This window comes from Dellaglioa sp. CoH-57-MRSF-20 (assembly GCF_056781955.1).
In genome coordinates this window covers 362,150-387,906 of sequence record NZ_JBXAXV010000001.1, presented here as the reverse complement: position 1 = coordinate 387,906, position 25,757 = coordinate 362,150, and the positions used below count along the sequence as shown (strand labels likewise).

Genomic DNA, 25,757 nt, shown 5'->3' with positions numbered 1-25,757 from the left:
TTAGCCTCTTCCCTGACCTTGTTTTTTTAAAACGATTATGTCTTGTATTTTATCAGTTTCAACGGTGTCTGACAATTGAGATTTTTTATAATTTATTAACCAAATGATTCGCTTAGTATTAGTTTCTAATACCCAAGCCTGATTACGGTCATTACTACTTATTTTTTGATCAATAAATATTTTTTTTATTTTTTGTTTTGCACTATTTCCTATGTCGATATAATCGCCTGGCAACCGATGTCTCAAGCTAAGCCCCTCTTCAACAATAGAGTGATCAACCATCATATAATCTTTTATAGTTACTTCATCTAGATTAATCTCTTCAGCTTTAAATACGCCAATTTTTTCATTATTATTTAAATTAACCCATGAATTCATACCGAGTATTATTTTTTCAGAAGTACTTTCAATTATTTTCTCTTTTTGAATGAAATCCATGTACTCATATTTTTTAACAAATAATTGATCATCACCTAAATTAAGTTCACCCTGTGGTTTTTTTTCATTCAGCAGTAACTGGCTAATTTGCTGTATTTGGTCTTCTTTTAAGAAAACACCATGTTCTTCAGCGATTTTTTTCAATATCGGCTTTTGCCACCTTGTTTCCAACGTGGTCCACATTTTTATTTTAAATCCTGAAGCATATTTGATTTCTTTTATTTTTTCACTAATTGCTTCATCTGCTAAATCTAATAGGTTCGTTAACTGATCTGCATAACTTTGTGCATGCTTAATTACTTGTTTATTATTTTCAAGCATTTTCGGTATAATTTCTTTTCTAACTCGATTTCTAAAAAAATCACTTAATTGATTCGTTTCATCTTCAAAAAAAACAATGTTTTCATGCTTTGCGTACTGCCGAATAGCCTGTTTTGTGAACAAAAGTAACGGTCTAACTAACATCCCTGGTCCAAATGATCTAGTTTGACTGATACCCGTTAACTGTCTGATATCTCCGCCACGAATTCCTTTCATAACAAGTGTTTCGAGCTGGTCATCTGCTTGATGCGCTGTCATTAACGTTGCATAAGTTTCTGATACCATTATTTGCTCAAAAAAATCATATCTCATTTTGCGCGCTGCATTTTCAATACCATTTAATCCATGTTCATGTACTGGCCAAACTTTTTTATATAATTTAAATTGATGATCTAGACAATACTTTTCGATGAACTCAGTTTCAATACGGCTCTGCTCTCTTAATTGATGGTCAATGTAGGCAACGCCTATCTCAGGCCGGATTTCATCTGGTAATCGTTGCAACAAATCCATGAGGACCATTGAATCAACACCTGTTGAAACAGCAACCAGAATTTTTTCAGGACTACCAAGTAGCCGATATTGAGCCTCAAATCTTGTATTCAGCAAAACTTTTCTCCTTTTTTCATTAAAAAAAGAGTGGTTTAAAATTTTCATTTCAACCACTCATCTTTAAAATTCGTTATTAATTACGTCGGCCACCACGGCCACCGCGCTTACCTTCAGTACTTCTCTTTAATGAAACTAACCGATCTTCACTATCTTTCAAAAAGCCTGACAACAATGAATCGAAGTCATCTTTTTGAGGTTCAACTTTTTTAGTCTGATAGCGATTCTTACCACCATTTGATGGACGAGAACCAGTCGATGCGCGAGTATCTTTATTAAATGTTTTCTGTGGACGAGATTTTGTTTCTGTTACTTGAGGCTTATCAACAGCTTTTCGTATTGATAAACTTATCTTACCATCGTCGCCAATGGATAAAACTTTAACTGTGACTTCATCCCCAACAGTTAGTGCATCATGAATATCTTTGATGAATCCATCAGAAACTTCACTAATATGTACTAATCCTGTTTTTCTGTCACCCAAATCAATAAATGCACCGAAATTTGTAATTCCTGAAACTTTACCTGAAACTTTCTCTCCGACTTCAATAGACATAAAAAAGTTGTTCCTCCTTAGATATATATACCATACTAGTATACCACGCTATAAACCTTGATACAAAGTTAAATCACGGGTAATTCTATCCCTGATTGATTAGTTTTTTAAATTTGCTTTATCACTAGGAAAACTATAGACAGTTTCACCTTTTTTAGAGAAATAATATTTTTCACGAATTAATTTTAATAAATAATCGTTATCATTTAATTGTTTAATTTGAAATTTAAGATCTTTTTGATTTGCTTTAGCTTTTTTTAATTTCGTTTGTTCAACTGCTGTTTCTTGCTTATAATGTGCAACCTTAAGCTTGGTTGAAATTAACTGTACGCTAAAGAAAATGATTATAATTATTAAAACAGCTCCTAATCCAATCATACGGCGGCGGTGAATAGTTACCAATCGTTGATCTTTTTTTCTTTCTGTTTTATTAGCTTTCATAAAATCATTATCTAAAAATTTAATTTTCGATTTATTATCGGCCATCTTGTCTCCTAACCCAATAAAGGACTCCAATTAAAAATCGATAATTATCGACTTTCTTCTGTATAAACTTCAGAAACAACTTCATATAAATCAATTGATTCTGCTTTTTTCGTTGTTTCTTTAAGCGCCATAACTCGAACAGTCAGCGTTTTATTACCAAATTGGATTGTTAACTCATCCCCAACAACAACATCTGTTGAAGATTTTGCCATTTTATCATTAATCATAATTCGACCCTTATCTGCAATTTCTTTTGCAACTGTACGACGTTTAATAATACGTGACACTTTTAAAAATTTATCTAATCTCATTAGTTAATCCCCTTTATTTATCTTATAAATTTTTTTAAAATACGTTTTCCAAATGGAAAGCTTAGCCATTCTCGAATCGAAAATAATTCCCATTTAACTGCTAAACCACCAAATATTCCAGCACCAATAGATCCAGAAACGAGCGCTATAATGCCACTCAACAATCGCTTGTCATTCGTCCAATTAATTAACTGATTATCTAATAAATAAACCACAATTCCCATAATTACACAAATTAAAGTTAATTTCATCATAAATTTGGGATCAATTAGTAACTGTCTAATCTCACTGGGTGACATAACCCACATGGCAATTAATACAAGTAATAAACTTAAGATTGTCGCAATACTTGCTCCAACTGTTCCTAATATAGAAACTAGGTAAAAATTAATACTCATTTTAAGTAACAATCCGATAATCAAAGCAATGACTGACGTACGATACAATCCCAGACTCTGTAGGACGCTGTTGTATGTTCCAATAACTGCTGCTAAGAAAATACTAAACATATAAACCGATAATGTACCATTTTGAAGTTGATCCCCAAATAAAGATTGGTTAACAAGTGGCATAACAGCAATCAGTCCGATGGTTGCCGCCATCGATAACGCCACCGTTATGTGCACTAACATCCCAGCATATCGTTGAAAATCCTTTTTTCGGTTTTCACGACGGGCCGAAGCCAGAGATGGCAATAACATCGAAGAGAACCCAACAGAAATAACTAGTCCAAGTTGTACTAAAGGCTGTGCACGGTCATAGACTCCTTTTAACGATTTTGCAATATTATTTGAATAACCAAAGTGCACTAATCCGTTTTTCACTGTGAATGAATCAACTAATTGTAATAGCACCATCATTGCTGCAAATAGACAGATGATAAGACCCTCCGAAAATAATTTTTTAGAGGTTATCAGTAATCTTTGCCAGTTTGTTTGAAGCCTAGTCTTCCTAAATTCAACCCTGTAAAAGTGAATAAAAGAAACACTTGCGCCAATAGCACCAATAGTTGCCCCAAACATTGCCCATGCTCCCATCGAATATAATGACATATTATTTTCAACCGCAATGTATGCCGCTAAAATAATGAGTCCAACACGTAATAGTTGTTCAACAACTTGGGAGACAGCAGTTTTGTTCATTTCAAAAATACCTTGATAATAACCACGTCCCACTGCTAAAACAGGTAAAAATAAGAACATAAATGAAACACTTTTAATTAAGCCTGCTAACTGTCCATCACCCATAGCTGTCGCAATCCATGAAGCTCCTAATTGTAAGCCAGAAAAGATAACTAAACTAAATATACTTAAAACAATAAATATATCATGAGACAATTTTATTTTATCTTCTTTCGAAGGCTCTTCAGCAATTAACTTACTAATGTAGACGGGAAATCCAGTCAAAGCAAAAGTCATCCCTATCCCATAAATAGGATAAACTTGCTGATAAATATAGAAGCCCGTATCTCCGACTAAATTTTGGAATGGCACTCGGTAAATGGCACTCAAAATCTTGGCAATTAGTGAGGCAATCGATAGAATCATTGCACCACGCATTAAATGTCTAAGTTGCTTATTTCCCATATCATTTCGATTCCTTTTTTATTAGTTAGCTGCAGTCACTGACCCAACGGATTCGCTTAACGCTTGAATAAAGTTTTGTAATTCAATCAACCAGTCAGTCTCAGTCATCTTAGGTTGAATCACTAAAATCACACGCATTTGTTTGCCCTGAGTTTTTAATGACGCTTTTAATTTTGTTGCTGATAATGCCATGAAAATTGCTTCCGTACCCAGCAATGTCGTTCCTTTTTCTGAAACAGAAACAATTAACTGGTCTTTATCTTTTTTAATTTTATCAACTAATGCCTTATCGGCAAATAATTTAAGTAAGCCAATTTCCATTAAGTTATTCACTTCAGTTGGAAATTCGCCGAAACGATCAATTAAATCACCTTGTACTTCCAAATATTGATCATAATTATCAAGCTGTCGAATACGTTTATAAATTTCAATTTTTTGACGCTGATCATCAATGTAAGATGATGGTAAATAAGCTTCAATATTAATGTCAATTTCAGAATCTGATTTAGGCTCAGCTTTTTTACCTTGTTTTTTATTCACAGCTTCTGTCAACATCTGTGTATATAAATCATATCCAACAGAATCAATGAAACCATGTTGTTGTCGGCCCAATAGATTTCCTGCTCCACGAATAGATAAATCTCGCATAGCAATTTTAAATCCAGAACCCAATTCGGTGAAGTCTTTGATTGCTTCTAAGCGTTTTTCGCTCACTTCAGTCAAAACCTTATTAGGTTTATACATAAAGTAGGCATACGCAATTCGACTACTACGACCAACACGACCACGTAACTGGTAAAGTTGCGCCAATCCCATGTGGTCAGCATTTTCGACAAATAATGTATTAGCATTAGAAATATCTACGCCCGTTTCAATAATTGTCGTTGTTACCAACACATCATAGACACCTTGAATGAAATCATACAAGACATTTTCTAATTGATTTTCAGTCATTTGACCATGGATATACGCGACACTAGCTTCAGGAACCATAATCTCAATTTCTGAAACTACTTTTTCAATATCTTCAACTCGATTATGCAAATAAAAAACTTGTCCACCACGTTGAAGTTCACGTTGTATTCCATCTCGAATAGTTCCACCATTTTGTTCCATTACATAAGTTTGAATTGGGTAACGGTTCAATGGTGCCGTTTCAATTACTGATAAATCGCGAACCCCAAGCATCGACATATTAAGTGTCCTTGGGATTGGCGTTGCCGTTAACGTTAAGACGTCCACTTGTGACTTAAACTCTTTGAGTCGTTCTTTATGTTTCACACCAAACCGTTGCTCTTCATCAACAATTAACAATCCTAAATCAGCAAATTGAATATCTTTCGATAAAATTCGATGTGTCCCAACGACAATATCTAATGCACCACTAGCCATTTTATCAGTTGTTTCTTTAAGTTGTTTCTTTGTTCTAAAACGAGATAAAATCCCAATTTCAACTGGAAATCCTTCGAATCGATTAATCATTGTTTCGTAATGTTGTTGCGCTAACACCGTTGTAGGCACTAATAAAGCAACCTGTTTATTATCTTGAATGGCTTTAAAAGCGGCACGTAACGCGACTTCTGTTTTCCCAAAACCTACATCACCAATCAATAAACGATCCATTGGTTTCTTTTGTTCCATATCGTGCTTAATTTCATTTGAACTTCTAATTTGATCTTCAGTTTCAGAGTATGGAAATGCATTTTCAAATTCCATCTGATAATCGTTGTCCTTTGAAAATTGAAATCCAACTTCTGCTTCACGTTCAGCATACAATGCAACTAAATCATCAGCAATATCTTCAATTTTAGCAGCAACTTTATTTTTCGTTTTGGTCCATTCAGTACCACCCAATTTGTTAATTCTAGGTGACTTAGATTCAGAAGAAACATACTTTTGAACCATGTTTAATTGGGTTACTGGAATAAATAATTTAGCTTCATCCCGATAAGAAATTGTCATATAATCTTGATGTTTACCATCGACTTCTAATGTTTCCATTCCAATAAACTGTCCAATACCATGATTAACATGGACCACATAGTCTCCTGGTTTCAAATCTTGATAACTTTTAAGGCGTTCTGCATTCGCTAATGTTTGGCGTTTTGGACGTTTTTTAGTGACTTTGTTAAACATTTCATGTTCTGTCACAACAACTAAGTTTGCCATTGGCAATTCAAATCCAGCTTGTAAGTTACCTTCTACTACCTGAACTTTTCCTAACTGTAGGCTATCCAAAGTCGTCATGATAGAAGGAATCTCAAAATCATCCAAGGTTTGTGAGACTTTATCAAGTCGCTCTTTATCTTGAACCATAACAATAATAGTCTGTTTCTTTTTTAACCAACGATCCATTTCTGTTTTAAGTAATGGCATTTGGCTAAAAAATTGTTGCATGGCATGTCCTGGTACATCAATCAATTGATTAAATTTGAGGTGACCCATTCCTTTTTGAAAATGAGCCAGAAATAATTCAGCATGCGATTCATTTTTCAATAAATCTCGTAATTCAAATCCAAAAACACTTGTAGACAAAACTTGATGTGTTTTTAACTTATCTGCCATCCAGTTATCTTCATCTAGTTTAAGCGTCTTTTCAGCTTCTAATAATCTCGGATAATCGTCCATTACAATTAAACCATTGCTACCCAAGTAATCTAACAGACTTGTTTTACCTTGATAAATAATATCGCTAAATAATAAATGTTCCGGAGCTAAGCGTCCTTTTTCAAAATCACTCATAAGCGGCATAATATTTGATTCTAATCGCTCTTGATCATCATTATCTAATCGCTTATATTCAACACCATACGCTTTTTTTAATGTTTGACTAGCTTCCAATAGCATAGCGTCAGTCGCAATAAAATCTGTCGCGGGTATAATTTGAATCTGGTCCACATTCTCTAAGCTTCGTTGATTAGTCACATCAAAATAACGTAATGAATCTATTTCCGTATCAAATAAATCTAGTCTAATTGGGTTTTCTACGGTCAATGGGTAAATATCCAAGATAGAACCACGTACAGCAAAATCCCCAGGACGTTCAACCAACTTTTGACGTTGATAGCCCATCGTAAAGAGTTGAGTTTCCGTGGCTTTCAAATCAATATCTTTTCCAACAGCTAAGTTTAATGTTGCTTGTTTCCACGTTGAAACAGGTGCTAGAAAACGTCGTAACCCCGAGATTGATGTTACAACAATCTTTGGTGTTCCTTCTAATAGAGCCTGAAGCGTTTGGACACGTTCACTTTTAGATTCTGGTGAACTTGTTGCCAGTTCTGCAGCTAATAATTCTTCAACTGGGAATGTAAGCACATCTTCTTCATTAATAAAGTTAGTTAAATCTTCATTTAATTGTGTTGCATGAAATAAATTATCTGTCACAACCAACATAGATTTTTTTTTATCTTTAAAAATAGTAGCTAACATCAATGTTTTAGCTGAACCCGTTAGTCCAGTTAACAATTGTCTTGTATTAGGTTCAATATTTGTTAGCCAGTTATCTACACCAGGAACAGTCTGCATCATTGCTTCTAAATTCATTATTCTACCCTTTACCCTTTTCTAAACAGCTTTTTCTTATTTATGGTTATACTTGTTCATCGTATTCATAAAATCATCTGTTTCCAACCAATCCTCAATTGCTAAAGTTGCTGTATTGATTGCATCACCTAAGTCTTTTTCTTGGTTTTTAGAAAATTTCGTTAATACCCAATCTACGACAGAAACTTTGTCTGGATGGTCAATACCAATTTTAATACGTTTAAATTCCTGTGTTCCTGTATGTGCGATAATGCTTTTCAAACCATTATGTCCGCCTGCTGATCCTTTTTGACGTAATCGAATCCGACCAACTTCTAAATCAAGATCATCGTTCACAATAAGGATGTCTGAAACATCAATTTTATAGAAATCCATCAACGGTCTAACAGCTCGACCTGAATCATTCATATAAGTAGATGGTTTAACTAAGACAATTTTTTCACCATTTAAATTAAACGATGCCACTTGCGCTTCATACTTGCTAGATCCAAAATCGGCATTATGTTGTTTTGCAAATACATCTACTGTAGCGAATCCGACATTGTGTCTTGTTCCATCATACTTTTGCCCAATATTTCCTAAACCGACTATCATTTTCATTTTAATTTCTCCTTTAAATAAACGCAAACATCTGGGCAAGTTTATTCAACTTACCCAGCATTTCGACCCTATTCTTTTCTTTCAACTATTATACCATACTCGATTTATGAAAATTTTGTGAAAGAACTCTCTCATCTAGTATGTTTTTTCACAAACAAACATGTTATAATTATTCAGTAATAATTATAGCTCTGAAAGGATGAATTATTTTGACAAAAACAGAAAATCATCAAAAAGTTATCTTAGTCGGCGATGGCGCCGTAGGTTCTAGTTACGCATTCGCAATGACACTCCAAGGTGTCGGCGAAGAATTCGGTATCATCGATGTTGCGAAAGATCGCACTGTCGGAGATGCTTTAGATTTAGAAGATGCAACACCATTCGCATTTCCTAAACGTATCTACTCAGCAGAATACTCTGACTGTGAAGATGCAGATCTTGTCGTTATCACTGCTGGTGCTCCACAAAAACCAGGTGAAACACGCCTTGACCTTGTAAACAAAAACTTAAACATCTTGAAAAGTATCGTATCTCCAATCGTTGAATCTGGATTTAAAGGTATTTTCTTAGTTGCTGCTAACCCAGTTGATATTTTAACTTACGCAACAATGAAATTCTCTGGTTTCCCTAAAGATCGTGTTATTGGTTCAGGTACTTCACTTGATACTTCACGTTTACGTGTTGCTTTAAGCAAATTAACTGACATTACAGATCCTCGTTCAATCCATGCTTACATGATGGGCGAACATGGCGATACAGAATTTGCTGCTTACTCAGCTGCAACTGTTGGTGGTCTTCCATTCTTAGATTGGGCAAAAGCTAACAACATTTCTGATGACCAACTTGCTAAAATTGAAGATGACGTTCGTAACAAAGCTTACGAAATTATCAACAAAAAAGGCGCAACATTCTACGGTATTGGTACAGCATTAGCTCGTCTTTCAAAAGCAATTTTGCGTGACGAAAATGCCGTATTACCTGTTAGTGCATACATGGACGGACAATATGGTTTGAACGATATTTATATCGGTACACCAGGTGTTGTTAATGGCCAAGGTCTTGCACAAATCATCGAAGTACCTTTAAGTGATGTTGAATCTAAACGTATGACTGATTCAGCTGCTACTTTGAAACAAGTATTAAATGATGGTCTTAAAGCATTAGGTGAATAATTTTTAATTATTTTCCAAAAAAGGAACGGAAGACATTCTTCCGTTCCTTTTTTAATACAATTTTAATAGTCAAATTACTGTTAAAAAGCTTTTTTTATGGTATTATAAAAATGTAAATGAGAAAAATTTAATATTTGGAGGCGCCTATATGTTATTAAATACTTTAGTTAAACCATTAAAAGAACTAACAACCGTCCGTGAAAGTGTCACACTTGAAGAAGCACTTACGGTCCTAGAAAATTCTGGATTCCGTTGTGTGCCAATCTTAGATGAAACGGGTCAAATTTTCCGTGGTAATATTTATAAAATGCATATTTATCGTCATAAATCACAGGGTGGCGATATGTCACTTCCTGTTACTTATCTTCTTAAAAATGCGACTAAGTTTATTTCATCTGATTCAGCTTTCTTCAACGTTTTCTTTTCAATTAAAGACTTACCTTATATTGCTGTTTTAAATGAAAACAACTATTTTGAGGGTATTTTAACACATACACGTCTTCTAGATATGTTGTCTCAATCATGGAATTTTGATGTTGGTAGTTATGTCTTAACTGTTATTTCAGCTGGCGAACGTGGTGATTTAGTTGATATGGCTAAAATCATTACAAAATATTCATCAATTGCTAGTTGTATGACTTTAGATGTTAAAGAAGGCGAATTATTACGCCGAACATTATTCACATTACCAGCTGGTGTAAACCAAGAAAAAGTTGATAAAATTGTTGATAACTTAGGACGTAAAGAATTTATTGTTTCTGAAATTGAAGATTTACGTAGTTAGACAAAAAAACAGACCCTTTCGGGTCTGTTTTTTTAATGCATTCTTTTATCAAAGTGAATAGCACGATCTAAAACGAGCATTATTGGTGCTGTAATTGTCATTATTACAAATTCAGATAATGCTGTTGTACCGTAAGTAGGCCAGAACGGTAAGCTCGCTGTAATGTTCAACATAATAGCGATTAAAAACATGGTAAATGAGAAAACCATAATATTTAAAAGCATTTTTTGCCACATTTTCTTAAACTTAGGACTAACAAAAATCACAATTAAAAGACCCATGATTGTTTGTACGCCCCCAAAAAGAACATCTAACGGACTGCTGTAAAAGAGATTAAATAAGATAACCCCTAATGAAACACCCCAGATATATTTCTTATTGAAAAGTACTAAGTGATTCAATCCTTCTGATAGTCGAAATTGAATAGCACCACTAGCCATGTTCACCATTCCTGGAACAACTGCCAATACGATATAAAGTGCAGCGATTAAACCATTAATGATTACCTGGTTTACACGATTATTTTTTGTCATTATTAATAGACTCCCTTAGTTTTTTAGCGTGGGATGGTTACGAACCACGTTTTTTTATGTCTTTTTACTGTTTATTTTTCTTTATGTATTGCTGAAACAAGTCCAACACTCATTCTAAGCGCATCATCAACCTCAAGCATACTTTTTTTCGATACATGCGTGATACGATCTTTTAGACGTTGCTTATCAATTGTGCGAATTTGCTCCATTAGTATAACTGAATCTTTTTCAATACCATCTCTACTTGCTAAAAGTCCAACATGTGTTGGCATTTTAGGCTTCTGGATGCGCGCCGTAATGGCGGCAACGATGACTGTCGGACTATAACGATTCCCAATATTGTTTTGGATAATGAGAACAGGTCTCATACCGCCTTGTTCAGAACCAATAACGGGCGATAAATCTGCATAGAATATATCACCACGTATGATACTTTCAACCATCTTATCCCAACTCTCTACATAATTTGAAGGTGCAATAACACTTCATCTTCAGATCCTTTAAAATCATTACAGATTTCACTATTCAATTGTCCCATTTCTGAGTAGCCATCAATTAACTCATCCATCATTTTTTTATGACTTAAAATAGAGTTAAATATTTCGCTATCCTTCAACGCTTCATTGGTAATCGAATAATATGCACAGTAATCGGCTATATGACTCATTGCTACTTTCTCATTTTTATCCATCTGCACTTCCCCCATAGAATTACACTCTACAGATAGTTTACCATAGCAAACTAAGCAAATAAATACTAATTTAGGTAGACATGTGGTACTCGTCCTGAAAGTGCACAGATTATTTCATAATGAATTGTTTCAGCGTACGTTGCAACATCCTGTGCTGTAATCATTTCATCGCCATCTTGGCCTATTAGAGTTACTTTTGTATCATTTGGCATTTCATGTGGCAATCTAATCATTAATTGATCCATGCAAACTCGACCAATTATTTCGCAAAATTGACCGTCGACTAATAGTTTAAAGCCTTGCATCTTTCGGGGCATACCATCTGCATACCCAATTGGTACTGTACCAACCCATTCATTTTCTTGAGCTTGATATGTAATACCGTAACCAACTGAATCACCTGCATGGATTTCTTTCACATAACTTAATTCAGATGTTAATCCAAATGCTGGTTTTAACGCATAAGGTAGTTCTAATTCACCACCAGATGGATTTAAACCATACATTGAAATGCCCATCCGAATCATATTACCGTTGCAAGCAGAGTGCCATAAGCTCGTTGCAGAATTAGAAACGTGTACATAACGAGGTCTATCAGAAACTACTGACATCAATTCATTAAATTTTGACATTTGTTTTTTAAAATACGAATCATTAGGAGAGTCTGCTGTCGCAAAGTGAGTAAAAACCCCTTCAAAGTTTAATGTATTTTGATGACTTCCAAGGAAATTAATTGCCTCTAAAAACGGTTCTGCTTCTCTAAAACCAATACGACCCATTCCTGTATCCAATGCTAAATGAACGGCCAAAGGCGCTAATTTTTCTTCACTCAGTAACTTATTAGCTTCTTGTAACCAGCCAAGTTCTGAAACAGTTACAGATATTTTGCTTTTTGCCAGTAACGGTGCATATTCAACTTTCGTTAATCCCAGAATCAAGATAGTTTCAACAAACCCGGCTTCTCGTAACGCTAATGCCTCATCAATTATTGCCACACAAAAACCTTTTACACCAGCATCTTTTGCAACTTTAGCTACTTCAATCAATCCATGACCATACGCATCAGCTTTAACAACAGCAAAAATAACCGTCTCATCTGTTAATGTCTTTTTTTCAGCTGTGATATTTGCCTTAATAGCTGCCCTATCTACCACGATTTGGGTTGGACGATGATAACCTACAACCATTTTTACATCCCCTTTTCTTGATTTTCTAAAATAACTTCAGTCATAACTAAATTGTTCGTATGAGAAATTGAAATAAAGCCATTACCCTCAAAAGGGTGCTGCGTAATTATCGGTTTACCAATTTCATTATTTAATATTTCAACATCTAAAAAGCCAACTTTATCCCCTATTCCCGTTCCAAAAGCCTTACTGTATGCCTCTTTGGCGGAAAATCTTCCAGCAATAAATTCGTCTTTATGACTACCTTTTAATTCATCAAATTGTTTAATTTCATTTGTTGTGAGAATCTTTGTTATAAATTCTTCATGTTGTTTTGCCAACTTTACTACTCGATCAATATCGGCAATATCAACACCAATTCCATAAATCATATTATCACCTATTTCTTTTCATTGATATCCTTGTTAAGTTTATCAAATTTATTCATTTTCTGCACTAAAATCGTTTATATTTTACCTATCAATATTGTAAGAATAGCAATTTTAAACAAAAAAAGAGACCTAAATTAATAGGTCTCTTTTCAATATTCAAATTAATCTTTTGTTCTGATTGTGAAGTTACGTTTTGGTGCGCTACTTCCGTTTGAACGGTTGTCATTTGAACGATTATCGCTTGAGCGGTTACCTTTGTAACCTCCGCCACCATTACCATTGCTACGGCGATCGCTACTTCCGTTACGACGATCTGAACTTCCACCGTTACTACGGTTTCCGCCACCATTACGGTTGCCTTGGTAACCACCACCGTTGCCACCACGACGATTTCCACCGCCATTGCCGCTACGACGGTTGTTTCCGCCACCACCGCCACCCCCCTTACGTCTAGGTAATGGGCGTTCTGGTGTAATCTTAACAGGTACTTGTGATGAATCATTTTTAATAACATCACTAAGTAATGCTGCAACTAAATCAGCAACTTCAAACTTAGCCATTAATTCAGTAGCTTGTTTTGCATATTTTTTAGTATCAGTTTTGTTAACTAAGGCAGTAACGTCAGCGATTGCTGTTTCAATTTGACCAGCAAATGCTTCATCATCTGTAGGTGGTGTTAAAGCCACCATACGTTTCTTAGTTAATTTTTCGATTTGACGTAAGTAATCCATTTCATTTGGTGAAACAAATGTCAATGAAGTTCCTTTATGTCCGGCACGGCCTGTACGGCCAATACGATGGACATAACTTTCAGGATCTTGAGGAATATCATAGTTAAAGACATGGGTAACCCCAGAAATATCTAAACCACGAGCAGCAACATCAGTTGCAACTAAAATATCAAGTTTACCTGATTTAAATTCACGTAAAATACTCATACGACGTTGTTGTGATAAATCACCATGGATTCCTTTAGCGTTGTATCCGCGCATTTCAAATCCTTTAGCTAATTCGTCAACACGACGTTTTGTACGACCAAACACGATTGTTTGTGTTGGGTTTTGAGCATCATACATACGTGTCATGATATCAAATTTTTCGAAATCTTTTGAGATTACGTAGAATTGATCAACTAAGTCAGTTGTTAATTCTTTTGCCTTAACAGTTACCAAAGTTGGATCTGTCATAAATCTTTCACCAATACGGCGAATAGCAGTTGGCATTGTTGCAGAGAATAACAATGTTTGACGTTCGTCAGGAACAGTTGTTAAGATGCTTTCGATATCTTCAACGAATCCCATATCTAACATTTCATCAGCTTCATCTAAAACCAAAGTTTTAACATTACCTAATTTAACGGTGCGACGACGAATATGATCTAATAAACGTCCTGGTGTTCCAACTAAAATTTGAGGTGCGCGATTAAGACTCTTGATTTGACGACGAATATCAGACCCACCATAAACAACTTGAACTTTAGCATGTTTTTCTTTACCTAAACGGTAAAGTTCTTCTTGCGTTTGAATAGCAAGTTCACGTGTTGGTGAGATGATAAGTGCTTGAACTTCATCTTTTGTTGTATCAATTGTATCTAAGATTGGTAAACCAAATGCAGCAGTTTTACCAGTACCTGTTTGTGCTTGTCCAATAACATCTTTTCCTTCTAAAGCCATTGGAATTGTTTCAGATTGGATAGGTGTTGCTTCTTCAAAACCGCTGCGTTGAACGGCCTTTAGTAGTTCATCGGATAGTCCTAATTCTGTAAATTTCAAGTATAAATTCCTCCTAATGTGTTTGCAAACTAACATGCTTCACAACACAGTTAAGAGTTCGTCGTCAATTACTGTCTTGTAAAGTTAAATTAATTTAAGTCTGACCCTTCATGAGTCACTATTTAAACTATAATAGCACCTTAAATAATATTAAGCAACTCTCTAATTACTTTGTAAAGCCGATAAAACGGTTTCTAAATGAACGCCATGGCTTCCTTTAATCAAAATAGAATCTTTTTCAGTACGTATTTTTAATAAATCTTCAACCATAGCTTCTTTTTCATCTAAATCATAATAATGAAGATGTTGATCATCATACTTTGATTTTAATGCTGTTGCTAAAGATTTTATTTGTTCTCCGTAAAGATAAACGCTTTGAATTTTTTCATTATCAAAACTATCAGCCAAGCTGAGATGCATATCGCTAGATTGCTCACCTAATTCAAGCATATCACCCAAAACAACCATTCGATTACCTTCAACATCGCTGTTTGAGAATGCTTTGATAACAGCTTTTGCAGCTGTCGGATTTGAATTATAGACATCACTTAAAATTGACTCGCCCAAATGACCTCTAAGCCACTCTGTCCGATTCTTCGTTAAATCAAAATCACTAAGCGCCTTTACAATATTTTTAGGTGACACACGATAATGACGACCAACTGAGATAGCAGCCATCGCATTATCTACGTTATATGTGCCAATCATTGGAATTGTAAAATTAAAATCAGCCATTTCTCTCACTTTAAAGCTAGTCATTGTTTGATTGCCGACAACATTTGAAACACTCAAGTCAGCACTTTCACCATGACCGAAGCCAAATGATTGCTGTTCAATATTGGAAACACGTTCTCTTAATAACGGTTCATCTGCATTATAAACCAACAAGCCGTCTTCTTTCAGCCCATTCACAATTTCCATTTTTGCATCCGCAATTTTATCTCGCGTACCAAAAAATTCGATATGTGCTTCGCCAATCATCGTAATAACAGCGACATCAGGTTGTGCAATTCGACTTAAAAAGTCTAACTCACCAGGATGATCCATCCCCATTTCGACAACAACAACTTCCGTATTAGGTTCTATACTTAATAAAGTCATCGGTACGCCTAAATGATTATTGAAATTCGCTTCCGTTTTACAAACATTATATTGCTGACTTAAAATTTCTGTAATCATATCTTTAGTTGTCGTTTTACCGTTACTACCAGTAACTGCGACAACTTTAGGATTAATTTTATCCAAGTAATGTTTTGCTAAATCTTGGTAAGCCATTAATGTGTCATCTACTAAGATAGCTGGGATTTTCGTTGGCATTGTATCTTGATGGTCAACTGCCCATAAAGTCGCTGTTGCACCATTATCAATCGCACTTTGGATATAATCATGACCGTCATTTTCTGCCACAATAGGTACAAATAAACTGCCTTCCGTTAGTTGTCGACTATCAAATGAAACACTCGATATATTAATTGGTTCATCAGTAATTTCGTTCTTGGCGCTAACTGCGCTCGCAATTTCAGTTAATTGCATTTTCATTATATAAACCCTCGCATTCATATGACCATTAAATCTATTGTTTACTATTATTTGCCTGATTTTTTTTCAATGCTAATTGTAATAATTCTTCAATTAAATCACTGTAACTCAGCCCAACGGCTTCCCACAATCTTGGATACATTGCATTTTTATAAAATCCTGGCATTGTTGTAATCTCATTTAAATAAATATCTTGGTTAGCGCTAATTAAAAAATCACACCTAGCAAGCCCTGATCCATCAATAACCGCAAAAGCTGTTTTAGAAAAACCAACTATCTTATCCAATAATTCCTCATCGAGTTCAACTGGAATTCTGGCTTCGTGATCTTCCTTCATTGCAAGTTTACGATCATAGACGTCATCAAACGACAAAATTTCTCCTGGTACACTTGTTGCGATTTCTTCGTTACCTAATAATCCAATTTCAATTTCACGTGCTACAATGCCTCGTTCTACAATCACTCGAGGACCAAGTTCAAAAGCATTATCAATTGCATATTGTAATTCAACACTATTATTCACCTGTGTAACACCGATTCCTGAACCCAAATTAGATGGTTTCACATACATTGGATAAAGTAATTCGCCCTCACATCTGGCAATCACACTTGCAGTGTTATTTTCCCAAGACTGTGAGTCAATCGCTTGGAATGGTACAACCGGAATTCCGGCTTGTTTAAAGAGTAATTTACTCATTATTTTATCATTACCGACAGCCGATGCTAGTACACTGTTACCAACATAGGGGATATTCAACGTTTCAAGTAGTCCTTGGACAGTTCCATCTTCACCATTTGGGCCATGTAAGACAGGAAAAACCACACTATCTTCAGGGTCAAATCCATTTGGCAAAAATTTTATTCCAGTTGAATTTTCATGATTATTCGTTGCTTGTCCTTTTTCATCTGTTTCTCTAAGTCTTAAATTATCAACAAATTTAACTGGTTCGTTAAGCGTCTGACCTTGCAGCCAATTCCCCGTTTTCGTAATATAAACTGGAATTACCGAATAGTATTGGTAATATATCGCTTGTGTTATTTGAAAAGCAGTTGAAAGTGAGATCTCATGTTCTGCACTTTTACCACCATAGAGTAAATAAACTCGCATTCGTATTGCCCTCCATTTTTTGCACGTCCTATTGTACCATTCTTTTTAAATTCAACAAAAATAAAAAAAGATAACATAATAATACGTTATCTTTTTAGAATATAATACTGTCTTCAAAAGCAGATTTGTTAGAAACTTCGATAAACCATTCTTGATCTACAAATCGATACTCCAAATTAGCAACTAACTTGGCACTTTCTGTCTCCAATGTTGGCTCATGCCACTTCATCTGAGAAACGTTATCTATCATAATATAGACAGGTAATATTAACTTCGTATTATTAATTGTGATCCTTGAAAAATCTAATATTACACCTTCAACAAATAATGGCATTAATTCTTCAACAATTTTTTTAGGTATCTTTTTCAACGTCATAGGACGTCGTCTAAACAGACCATTTTTTTCACGATACGATTGATTCGCATGTCTAATAATTGATTTAGAAAAAACATTATAAAATTGCGTTAAATAACGATAGTAGATTTTTAATGCATCATTTGGTAACGTTAAAAAAACGTAGTCATTCTGCAATTTATAGTAAAAAGGTGATTGAATATGAGAAAATGCATGTCCCAAATATAAGAATTCTGCTACTTCTCTTGGTGTTATTAATTCTAAATCATCTTGACTATCGAAATCAATCCAACTTTGCTTTAACCCAACAGTCTTTTTATTCAAATAACGTGCAGTATCTTCTTCCCCGGTTACCGTGTTAAATCCTGTTGCGATGTCAATTTCATTTTCATAATCCACTGGGTTTAACGATAAAATATTAGTTGGTAATCTGGGAATGCTTGTTATGAAATCTTCTTTGGAAATCCCATATGATAAAATCAAATGAGAAACCGTTTCAACATGAACGTAGACTAAATTGTCTCTCACCACTATCATCCCCATTTTATAAAATAGTTTACATTGCTTCTAATCTTTCAATTCTATCTTCCATCGGTGGATGTGTTTGAAATAATCCAGTTGTTTTTTTCTTCAATGGATTTGAAATATAAAGTGCCGCACTACTTGGATCGGCACGTTCCATTGGTTTACTATCAGAAATTTTTTCCAACGCATGGATTAGTCCTTGCGGATTACGCGTTAATTCAACAGCAGAAGCATCAGCCAAATATTCTCTGTTTCGAGAAAGTGCAAGCTGAGCAATTGTTGCTGCAATTGGTCCTAAAATAACCAATAATAATGATAAAATCATCAAAATAATTTCTAATGATCCGCCACCTTCTCGATCATCACTTCGACGGCGACCTCCGCCCCACCAAAATGAGTTCATTCCAATATTTACTAATAATGAAATTGCTGCCGATAATGCTAATGCAATTGTTGATAATCGAATATCGTAGTTGCGTACATGCGAAATTTCATGCGCCATAACGCCTTCTAATTCTTCACGATTTAATCGATTGATTAAGCCACTTGTTGCAGCAACTGCCGCGTGTTCTGGATTATTTCCCGTTGCAAACGCATTAGGACTATCATCTTCAATAATAAACACTTTTGGCATTGGAACTTGGCCCACAATCGCCATATCTTCAACAACATGCCATAATTCAGGTGCATCATCGACTGATTTTATTTCAGTTGCATGATTCATACTCATGACAACGCTAGTTGATTGTGAAATCATCAATCCCATATAAACAACTGCAATGACAACAGCCATAAGTAGTCCAGAAACAGCACTATTGAAAAAAACATAGCCAACGGCACTACCAATCGCAACCATCAATAAAACAAAACCAATTAAAACATAAACTGTTTTGCGCTTATTTCGCGCGATTTGATCATATAGCATTAGTTATCTCCTAACTGTTTAATCAAATGAAACGTTGGGTACAGCTTTTTCAGCTTCAGGGACTTCAAGATATTCTACTTTTGTAAAATGATGAATTCCGGCAACAATGTTACTTGGAAATGATTGAATTTTTGCATTTAAACTTGCAGCAGTTGAGTTAAATAGTTGACGTGAATAAGAAATTTTATTTTCTGTATTTGATAGTTCTTCCATTAACTTAGTGAATTCTGTGTTAGCTTTTAAATCTGGGTAACTTTCAGATAACGCAAAAATACTTTTCAATGATTGACTCAATTGATTAGAAACTTCCATTGTTGTTTCATGTGCATCCGTTGGTACTTGTGTTAATTGATTACGTAATTCAACTACTTTAGCAAATGTTTCTTTTTCGTGAGTTGCATATCCCTTAACAGTTGAAACTAAGTTAGGAATTAAATCATTACGACGTTTTAATTGGACGTCAATTTGACTCCATGATTCCTCAGTCCGGATTTTTGCTTTTACTAAACCATTGTAGCCGCTAATGTACATAATAACTAAAAGTACTACGATAACTCCGATAATAATCATTGCCATAATTTTCAGTCTCCTCTTTAAATATAAAGTGTCTTATTTTAGTTTCTATTCTTAATTATCATACCAAAGTTAGACCCTTTTAGAAAGCAATTAAGCTAACGGTTACACCAATTTATCTAACTAGTTTTAATAATGTGATTATTATGGCATAATAGCATTATTAAGAAATTTGTAAAGGGGATTATTAACATGAATGTATTATTTGTATGTATGGGAAATATTTGCCGATCACCAATGGCTGAAGCAATGTTACGAGACGATTTAGCTAAGTTAAACCTTTCTGACCAAGTAACTGTTGATTCTGCTGGCACAAGTTCTTCACAAGAAGGAAATGGCGCCCATGAAGGGACTATTACTAAACTTGTTGAACATCAGATTCCAACAGATGGCTTAATCTCACGTCCGGTTAGTTACTTAGATTTCATTAATAGTGATTTAATTATTGCAATGGATGATATCAATGTTGAGCGTCTTGAAAAAGCTGCACCTGCATCTAAAAAAGAAAAAATCGTTAACTTCCTTTCAATTGTTCCCGGTAAAGAAAAAGAATCTGTTCCTGATCCATGGATTACTGGTGACTTTGACGAAACTTATAACTTAATTAGTCTTGGAATGCCTTACTGGATTGATTATATTAAAGCACAAATTAAATAATAAAAATGACCACAAATTTTAAAATTTGTGGTCATTTTTATTATTTATTATTATGAATCATTTTAAAATACTTTTGAACTGTTTTTGGTGCAGCATTGTATGTCCAATCTTTAACATACTCACCTTGGACCATCAAACGTCCGGCACCCGTATCATCACAAGTAATTAATGTGACTAATTTTTCTCCGGGTACATCATCAATAACTTGAACGTCTGTTGCTTTGATATATTTCATTTTAGATGTTTCATACTCATAAATCTTTTTAGCATCTGTTAAATAGATTTTTTGGCCAATTTTCATGCTAACTAATGGACTAAACAATAAATCCTTTCGAATCATATGATGTCCAGCAAGTGCATAATTACCCTCGCCCATTTTTTGGTTTTCCTTTAAAGTTCCAGCAGCAAGTGCCAAGGTATCAGTGCTAACGCCTTTAGCAATCGGCAAGTTCATTGAGACATCCGGAATACTAATTTCTCCAAGTAAAACCAAATTTTTTTCATTTGCTTTTGCTTTCACGACATCTGCCGTATTCAAACTCTTAACTTCACTAAAATCAAAGGATGCTTTTTTATTTTTATTTTTATCGACTAATTCTGAATTAATGGTTGGGTCTGTTAGTCCAACAATAAAGTTTTTAATTTGTTCATTGAATACTAGCGAAAGCCCCACCAATAACAATAGTATTAATAATATAGTTGTTAGCCATTTTTTCCAACGACTTTTTTTAGCTGCTTTATTTTTTTCCATTAATAACCCCCACTTTCGCTTAACAACTATTTTACCATATAACTTTTATCCTTGTTTAGTGTTATGATTATAATTATCAAAAAATATCTTTAGGGGGACTGTTTAATTTGTTGACTTCACTAAAATCAACATTTTTTCGTTCTAGACAACCTTGGGAACAAAATTTATTTGTTTTATGGTTTGGTACGTTCATGGCTGGCGTGGCATTTAGTTTAATTATGCCATTTATGTCACTTTATATTGATACGTTAGGTGACTTCACCAAAACCGAATTAAATTTTTATAGCGGCATTACCTATTCATCTACATTTTTAATTACCGCCATTGTTTCCCCACTATGGGGTCGTTTAGCTGATCGAAAAGGTCGTAAATTAATGATTTTAAGAGCTTCATTCGGAATGGCCATTGTTTTAGGCCTGATGGGGCTTGTCAGTAACGTTTACCAATTAATTGCGTTACGTTTATTACAAGGTGTCTTTTCTGGTTATATTAGTAACTCACAGGCACTGATTGCAACAGAGACACCCAAGCGGCAAAGTGGTAAAGCACTCGGTATTTTAGTTACCGGTAGTGTTACTGGTACTTTATTTGGACCACTAATCGGTGGCGCAATAGCTGGGGTCTTCGGCTATCGTATTACCTTCTTCATTACTGCTGCGATTTTGCTAATTGTTTTCTTACTTAGTTATTTCTTTGTACATGAACATTTTACGCCTGTTGAAAAAGGTGAAATGCAAACGTCAAAAGAAATCTTCAAGAAATTACATCATCCTAAATTAATTATCGGGATGTTTGTCACTACCTTAATCATTCAAGCATCAAATTATTCCATTAGTCCTATTCTAAGCTTATACGTTCGAGAACTCTTACATAACGTTGGAAATGTTACCTTTATCAGTGGGTGTGTGGCTTCTATTCCAGGAATAGCAACGCTAATTGCTGCGCCTCGCTTAGGAGTACTAGGCGATAAAATTGGAACAGAACGTATTTTAAAAATTGCACTTACTGTCGCAATTTTCATTTTTATTCCAATGGCATTAGTGACTAATGTTTGGCAACTTGGCGGCTTACGTTTCTTAATTGGGATTACGGATGCCGCAATGTTACCTGCAGTTCAAACAATTCTAACAAAAAATACACCGGCAGAATTCACAGGTCGAGTGTTCAGTTACAATCAATCATTCCAAGCCATGGGATCAGTCGTTGGTCCTATGATTGGCTCTACCGTTTCTGGCGTATTCGATTACAAAGGTGTCTTTATTTCTACCGCTATTTTAGTTGGTATTAATCTCATCTGGGTTCTCTACGTCACAAAAGGGATGTATTCACGAAAAGCTGAATAGTAACGTTCAATCTAGTTGAACGTTACTATTTTTTTGTATAAAAAAAGGAAGAAGCTTATTGGCTTCTTCCTTTTCGAAATAGTTCTTATTTTGCAGCGTTTGCGTCTGTAAGACCATATTTCTTGTTGAAACGATCCACACGGCCATCGGCTTGAGTGAATTTTTGACGTCCAGTATAGAATGGATGTGAATCCGATGAAATTTCGACACGAATCAATGGGTATGATTTGCCATCTTCCATTTCAATTGTTTCTTCTGAATGTTTTGTTGAACCTGAGATAAATTTGTAACCTGAAGTAGTATCCATAAATACAACTTCATGGTAATCTGGATGGATTTCTTTTTTCATAAGTAAGTATTCTCCTTTGCCCTAATCCATCTGCTGAATTAGAGTTATTCTTTATATTACAACATGCACAATCTTATCACGAATTAACTCGTTTTACAATTAAATTTTATTTACTTGTTTTTGTTAACTCTTTTAAAAATTCAGCATTATTTTTTGTTTTCTTCATTTTTTGGATAACACGTTCCGTAGCACCTAGTGAATCGCCTGTCATCATCTTTCGAATCTGCCATAGTTCTTCAATTGTTTGCTTAGATAATAATAATTCTTCTTTACGTGTACTTGATTTTTTTAAATCGACAGCAGGGAAGATACGGCGTTCAGCAAGCTCTCTTGAGAGTTGTAATTCCATATTACCGGTTCCTTTGAACTCTTCATAAATCACATCATCCATTCGGCTACCCGTATCAACCAAAGCAGTTCCTAATATTGTCAGGCTTCCACCTTCTTCAATATTACGTGCAGCACCAAAGAATTTTTTAGGTCGATAAAATGCTGCTGGATCAATCCCACCTGATAACGTCCGTCCGCTTGGCGGAATCGTTAAATTATACGCTCTAGCCAAGCGAGTAACTGAATCCATTAAAATAACAACATCTTGCTTATCTTCAACTAATCGCATTGCACGTTCTAAAACAAGTTCAGAAACACGCGCATGGTTCTCTGGTTGTTGATCGAATGTTGACGATACAACATCACCTTTAATTGATCGTTCTAAATCAGTCACTTCTTCAGGTCGTTCATCAATTAATAGTACGATTAATTTTACATCGGGATGATTTTCTGCGATTCCTTGAGCAATCTCTTTAAGTAAAGTTGTTTTCCCAGCTTTAGGTGGTGCCACGATTAAACCACGTTGACCAAATCCAATAGGAGCAAATAAATCAGTTAATCTCGTTGAAAGATTTTGACTAGTTGTTTCTAAAGTTAATTGTCGATTAGGATATAAGGGCGTCAGTGCAGGAAAATGTGGACGTTCCTTTGCTTCTTCTGGATTTTTACCATTAACTGTATCAACGTGCATTAACCCATAATAACGTTCATTAGGCTTTGGTGGTCGTGCTTTACCTCCGACTAAATCCCCATTTCTTAAATTAAATCGCTTAATTTGTGAGGCAGAAATATAAATGTCCTCTTGTGATGGGCCGTAGTTAATTGGACGCAAAAAACCGAATCCATCCTGATTGGGAACAATGTCTAAGACACCTTCCATCAAAATGAATCCTTGTTGTTTTGCTTGAGCCCTTAGAATTGCCAAAGACAATTCTTTTTTATTCATTTGGCTATAATATTGTATTTTATATTCTTGGGCATAGCCATAAATTTCTTTAAGCGTCTTGTCTTTTAATTCACCCATCGTTAAGAAGTCGCTCATTTAATCACCTAATCTTCATCAATAATTTCTACATCAGCAGATAAATTTGTCATTTTTTGTACAACGCAATCATAACCACGTAAAATATTATCGGCTTTCTCAATGACAGTCGTACCATTAGTCATTAAAGCAACTTCAAGTAATGCAGCACCTGCACGAATTTCATCTGCATAAACAGTTTGGCCTGTTAATTCAGTTGATTGATTGATTCGAATAATGCCATCTTTTGATTCAATCTTAACACCCATTCGTTGCATTTCTGGAATGTGCTTAATCCGTTCAGGATAAAGTGTATCAATAATACGACTCTCACCTGTAGCCTTGAGCATAACGGCAGTAATTGGTTGTTGCAAGTCAGTTGCAAACCCAGGATATGGTGAAGTTGTCACTTCAATTGGGATAATTTTATCGCCACCAGGAACAAAAATACTATCTTCATTCACTTGGAAAGTAACGCCCATTTCACTAAGTTTAGCTAAAAATGAATCTAAATGTTCAGTAATAACATTCTTAATTAAAACGCCCTCACCCATTGCAGCAGCAAGTGAGATATAAGTACCAGCTTCAATACGATCTGGAATAATCGTATGCGTATTAACAGCTTTTAAGCTATCAACACCTTGAATTCTGATTTCACCAGTCCCCGCACCACGAATATGAGCACCCATATTATTCAAGAATGTTGCAATATCAATGGTTTCAGGTTCTTTTGCAGCATTTTCAATGATTGTGGTTCCTTTTGCACGGACAGCAGCCAATAAAATGTTAATTGTTGCACCCACTGAAACAAGGTCCATAAAAATACGGGCTCCCTTTAATCCTTCAGGGCCACTCGTAATAATCACTGCGTCTTCTTCTTCGATAACTTCAGCGCCAAGAGCTTTAAATCCCTTGATGTGTTGATCAATCGGACGTGGTCCAATATTATCACCACCAGGAAATCCAACAACTGCACGACCGAACCGACCTAATAAGGCACCCATAAAGTAATAAGAAGCTCTTAAACTTTTAATGGCACCACCAGGTAAAGGTTCATCCTTAATCATCGTAGGATCTACCATTAAGTTACCAGCGTTAAATTCAGACTTAACATTCATTTGATCTAAAATTTTCATTAAATTATGTACATCTAAAATATCGGGGACACTGTCAAAATGCACAGGTGTATCCGCAAGAATAGCTGCAGGAATCAATGCAACAGTACTATTCTTAGCACCACCGATTATTACTTCGCCAGACAGTTTTTTACCGCCTCTAATAATCATCTTTTTCATTTATTATTTCCTCACTTAAAAGTGCT

The 25,757-nt window shown here is 35.0% G+C and carries 26 protein-coding genes and 1 riboswitch; of the genes, 4 read left to right on the top strand and 22 right to left on the bottom strand.

Annotated features, from left to right (window positions below):
• The 7 genes from tilS to pth form a co-directional block, all read right to left on the bottom strand.
• The gene (gene tilS, locus AC1RPN_RS01795) at positions 1 to 1,368 is read right to left on the bottom strand and encodes a tRNA lysidine(34) synthetase TilS (protein WP_481760850.1); all 1,368 of its coding nucleotides are present in this window, start codon (positions 1,366 to 1,368) and stop codon (positions 1 to 3) included.
• Between the two features lie 76 nt (positions 1,369 to 1,444).
• Positions 1,445 to 1,924 (bottom strand): S1 domain-containing RNA-binding protein, encoded by a 480-nt coding sequence (locus AC1RPN_RS01790; protein ID WP_481760851.1) that lies wholly within the window; start codon positions 1,922 to 1,924, stop codon positions 1,445 to 1,447.
• A 99-nt stretch (positions 1,925 to 2,023) separates the two neighbouring features.
• A complete protein-coding gene (locus AC1RPN_RS01785; protein ID WP_481760852.1) occupies positions 2,024 to 2,410 on the bottom strand; it encodes an FtsB family cell division protein in 387 nt (128 codons plus the stop codon).
• 44 nt (positions 2,411 to 2,454) lie between these two features.
• Positions 2,455 to 2,721, bottom strand: coding sequence for an RNA-binding S4 domain-containing protein (locus tag AC1RPN_RS01780; RefSeq protein WP_481760853.1), 267 nt, complete (start codon positions 2,719 to 2,721; stop codon positions 2,455 to 2,457).
• Between the two features lie 17 nt (positions 2,722 to 2,738).
• Positions 2,739 to 4,307, bottom strand: coding sequence for a putative polysaccharide biosynthesis protein (locus tag AC1RPN_RS01775; RefSeq protein ID WP_481760854.1), 1,569 nt, complete (start codon positions 4,305 to 4,307; stop codon positions 2,739 to 2,741).
• Positions 4,308 to 4,328: 21 nt separating this feature from the next.
• Positions 4,329 to 7,850, bottom strand: a complete 3,522-nt coding sequence (mfd, locus tag AC1RPN_RS01770; protein WP_481760855.1) for a transcription-repair coupling factor — start codon at positions 7,848 to 7,850, stop codon at positions 4,329 to 4,331.
• A 36-nt stretch (positions 7,851 to 7,886) separates the two neighbouring features.
• Complete coding sequence (gene pth / locus AC1RPN_RS01765; RefSeq protein ID WP_409021584.1) at positions 7,887 to 8,450, bottom strand: aminoacyl-tRNA hydrolase; 564 nt, start codon at positions 8,448 to 8,450, stop codon at positions 7,887 to 7,889.
• Between the two features lie 209 nt (positions 8,451 to 8,659).
• Here pth and AC1RPN_RS01760 point away from each other — a divergent pair, with 209 nt between their 5' ends.
• Together AC1RPN_RS01760 and cbpA are read left to right on the top strand one after the other, a co-directional pair.
• Complete coding sequence (locus AC1RPN_RS01760) at positions 8,660 to 9,622, top strand: L-lactate dehydrogenase (RefSeq protein ID WP_409021585.1); 963 nt, start codon at positions 8,660 to 8,662, stop codon at positions 9,620 to 9,622.
• Between the two features lie 148 nt (positions 9,623 to 9,770).
• Positions 9,771 to 10,406, top strand: coding sequence for a cyclic di-AMP binding protein CbpA (gene cbpA, locus AC1RPN_RS01755; RefSeq protein WP_409021586.1), 636 nt, complete (start codon positions 9,771 to 9,773; stop codon positions 10,404 to 10,406).
• A 32-nt stretch (positions 10,407 to 10,438) separates the two neighbouring features.
• Here the strand turns inward: cbpA and AC1RPN_RS01750 are convergent, their stop codons facing one another.
• From AC1RPN_RS01750 to AC1RPN_RS01700, 11 genes are all read right to left on the bottom strand, one after another.
• Positions 10,439 to 10,939, bottom strand: a complete 501-nt coding sequence (locus tag AC1RPN_RS01750) for a QueT transporter family protein (protein WP_481760856.1) — start codon at positions 10,937 to 10,939, stop codon at positions 10,439 to 10,441.
• 9 nt (positions 10,940 to 10,948) lie between these two features.
• Positions 10,949 to 10,993: riboswitch (PreQ1 riboswitch) on the bottom strand.
• Between the two features lie 17 nt (positions 10,994 to 11,010).
• Positions 11,011 to 11,382 (bottom strand): type II toxin-antitoxin system PemK/MazF family toxin, encoded by a 372-nt coding sequence (locus AC1RPN_RS01745; RefSeq protein WP_409021588.1) that lies wholly within the window; start codon positions 11,380 to 11,382, stop codon positions 11,011 to 11,013.
• Positions 11,383 to 11,396: 14 nt separating this feature from the next.
• Entirely contained in the window at positions 11,397 to 11,630 is a 234-nt protein-coding gene (locus AC1RPN_RS01740; RefSeq protein WP_481760857.1) for a hypothetical protein, read from the bottom strand.
• Between the two features lie 65 nt (positions 11,631 to 11,695).
• Positions 11,696 to 12,817 (bottom strand): alanine racemase, encoded by a 1,122-nt coding sequence (alr, locus tag AC1RPN_RS01735; RefSeq protein WP_481760858.1) that lies wholly within the window; start codon positions 12,815 to 12,817, stop codon positions 11,696 to 11,698.
• A gap of 2 nt (positions 12,818 to 12,819) precedes the next feature.
• On the bottom strand, positions 12,820 to 13,188 hold the full coding sequence (gene acpS / locus AC1RPN_RS01730) for a holo-ACP synthase (RefSeq protein ID WP_481760859.1): 369 nt from the start codon (positions 13,186 to 13,188) through the stop codon (positions 12,820 to 12,822).
• Between the two features lie 161 nt (positions 13,189 to 13,349).
• Positions 13,350 to 14,960 (bottom strand): degradosome RNA helicase CshA, encoded by a 1,611-nt coding sequence (gene cshA / locus AC1RPN_RS01725; protein ID WP_481760860.1) that lies wholly within the window; start codon positions 14,958 to 14,960, stop codon positions 13,350 to 13,352.
• A 162-nt stretch (positions 14,961 to 15,122) separates the two neighbouring features.
• Complete coding sequence (locus AC1RPN_RS01720; protein WP_481760861.1) at positions 15,123 to 16,499, bottom strand: UDP-N-acetylmuramoyl-tripeptide--D-alanyl-D-alanine ligase; 1,377 nt, start codon at positions 16,497 to 16,499, stop codon at positions 15,123 to 15,125.
• A gap of 34 nt (positions 16,500 to 16,533) precedes the next feature.
• On the bottom strand, positions 16,534 to 17,607 hold the full coding sequence (locus tag AC1RPN_RS01715; protein WP_481760862.1) for a D-alanine--D-alanine ligase family protein: 1,074 nt from the start codon (positions 17,605 to 17,607) through the stop codon (positions 16,534 to 16,536).
• A gap of 94 nt (positions 17,608 to 17,701) precedes the next feature.
• The gene (locus AC1RPN_RS01710) at positions 17,702 to 18,490 is read right to left on the bottom strand and encodes a hypothetical protein (RefSeq protein WP_481760863.1); all 789 of its coding nucleotides are present in this window, start codon (positions 18,488 to 18,490) and stop codon (positions 17,702 to 17,704) included.
• Between the two features lie 28 nt (positions 18,491 to 18,518).
• Positions 18,519 to 19,412 carry a zinc metalloprotease HtpX gene (gene htpX, locus AC1RPN_RS01705; protein WP_409021596.1) on the bottom strand — a complete coding sequence of 298 codons (894 nt, stop codon included), beginning with the start codon at positions 19,410 to 19,412 and terminating at the stop codon, positions 18,519 to 18,521.
• 18 nt (positions 19,413 to 19,430) lie between these two features.
• Positions 19,431 to 19,988 carry a LemA family protein gene (locus tag AC1RPN_RS01700; RefSeq protein WP_409021597.1) on the bottom strand — a complete coding sequence of 186 codons (558 nt, stop codon included), beginning with the start codon at positions 19,986 to 19,988 and terminating at the stop codon, positions 19,431 to 19,433.
• 189 nt (positions 19,989 to 20,177) lie between these two features.
• Here AC1RPN_RS01700 and AC1RPN_RS01695 point away from each other — a divergent pair, with 189 nt between their 5' ends.
• Complete coding sequence (locus tag AC1RPN_RS01695) at positions 20,178 to 20,642, top strand: low molecular weight protein-tyrosine-phosphatase (RefSeq protein WP_481760864.1); 465 nt, start codon at positions 20,178 to 20,180, stop codon at positions 20,640 to 20,642.
• Positions 20,643 to 20,682: 40 nt separating this feature from the next.
• On the opposite strand, the gene AC1RPN_RS01690 is transcribed toward AC1RPN_RS01695, so the two are convergent.
• Entirely contained in the window at positions 20,683 to 21,393 is a 711-nt protein-coding gene (locus tag AC1RPN_RS01690; protein ID WP_481760865.1) for a class A sortase, read from the bottom strand.
• A gap of 107 nt (positions 21,394 to 21,500) precedes the next feature.
• On the opposite strand from AC1RPN_RS01690, the gene AC1RPN_RS01685 reads away from it, so the two are divergent.
• Positions 21,501 to 22,736, top strand: a complete 1,236-nt coding sequence (locus AC1RPN_RS01685; RefSeq protein ID WP_481760866.1) for a multidrug efflux MFS transporter — start codon at positions 21,501 to 21,503, stop codon at positions 22,734 to 22,736.
• An 85-nt stretch (positions 22,737 to 22,821) separates the two neighbouring features.
• On the opposite strand, the gene AC1RPN_RS01680 is transcribed toward AC1RPN_RS01685, so the two are convergent.
• The 3 genes from AC1RPN_RS01680 to AC1RPN_RS01670 all read right to left on the bottom strand — a co-directional run bounded on the left by AC1RPN_RS01680 (position 22,822) and on the right by AC1RPN_RS01670 (position 25,731).
• Positions 22,822 to 23,085: a type B 50S ribosomal protein L31 gene (locus tag AC1RPN_RS01680; RefSeq protein ID WP_409021601.1), complete on the bottom strand. Its 264-nt coding sequence runs from the start codon at positions 23,083 to 23,085 to the stop codon at positions 22,822 to 22,824.
• 106 nt (positions 23,086 to 23,191) lie between these two features.
• A complete protein-coding gene (gene rho / locus AC1RPN_RS01675; RefSeq protein WP_409021602.1) occupies positions 23,192 to 24,457 on the bottom strand; it encodes a transcription termination factor Rho in 1,266 nt (421 codons plus the stop codon).
• 8 nt (positions 24,458 to 24,465) lie between these two features.
• Positions 24,466 to 25,731 carry a UDP-N-acetylglucosamine 1-carboxyvinyltransferase gene (locus AC1RPN_RS01670; protein ID WP_481760867.1) on the bottom strand — a complete coding sequence of 422 codons (1,266 nt, stop codon included), beginning with the start codon at positions 25,729 to 25,731 and terminating at the stop codon, positions 24,466 to 24,468.
• Positions 25,732 to 25,757: the final 26 nt, after the last annotated feature.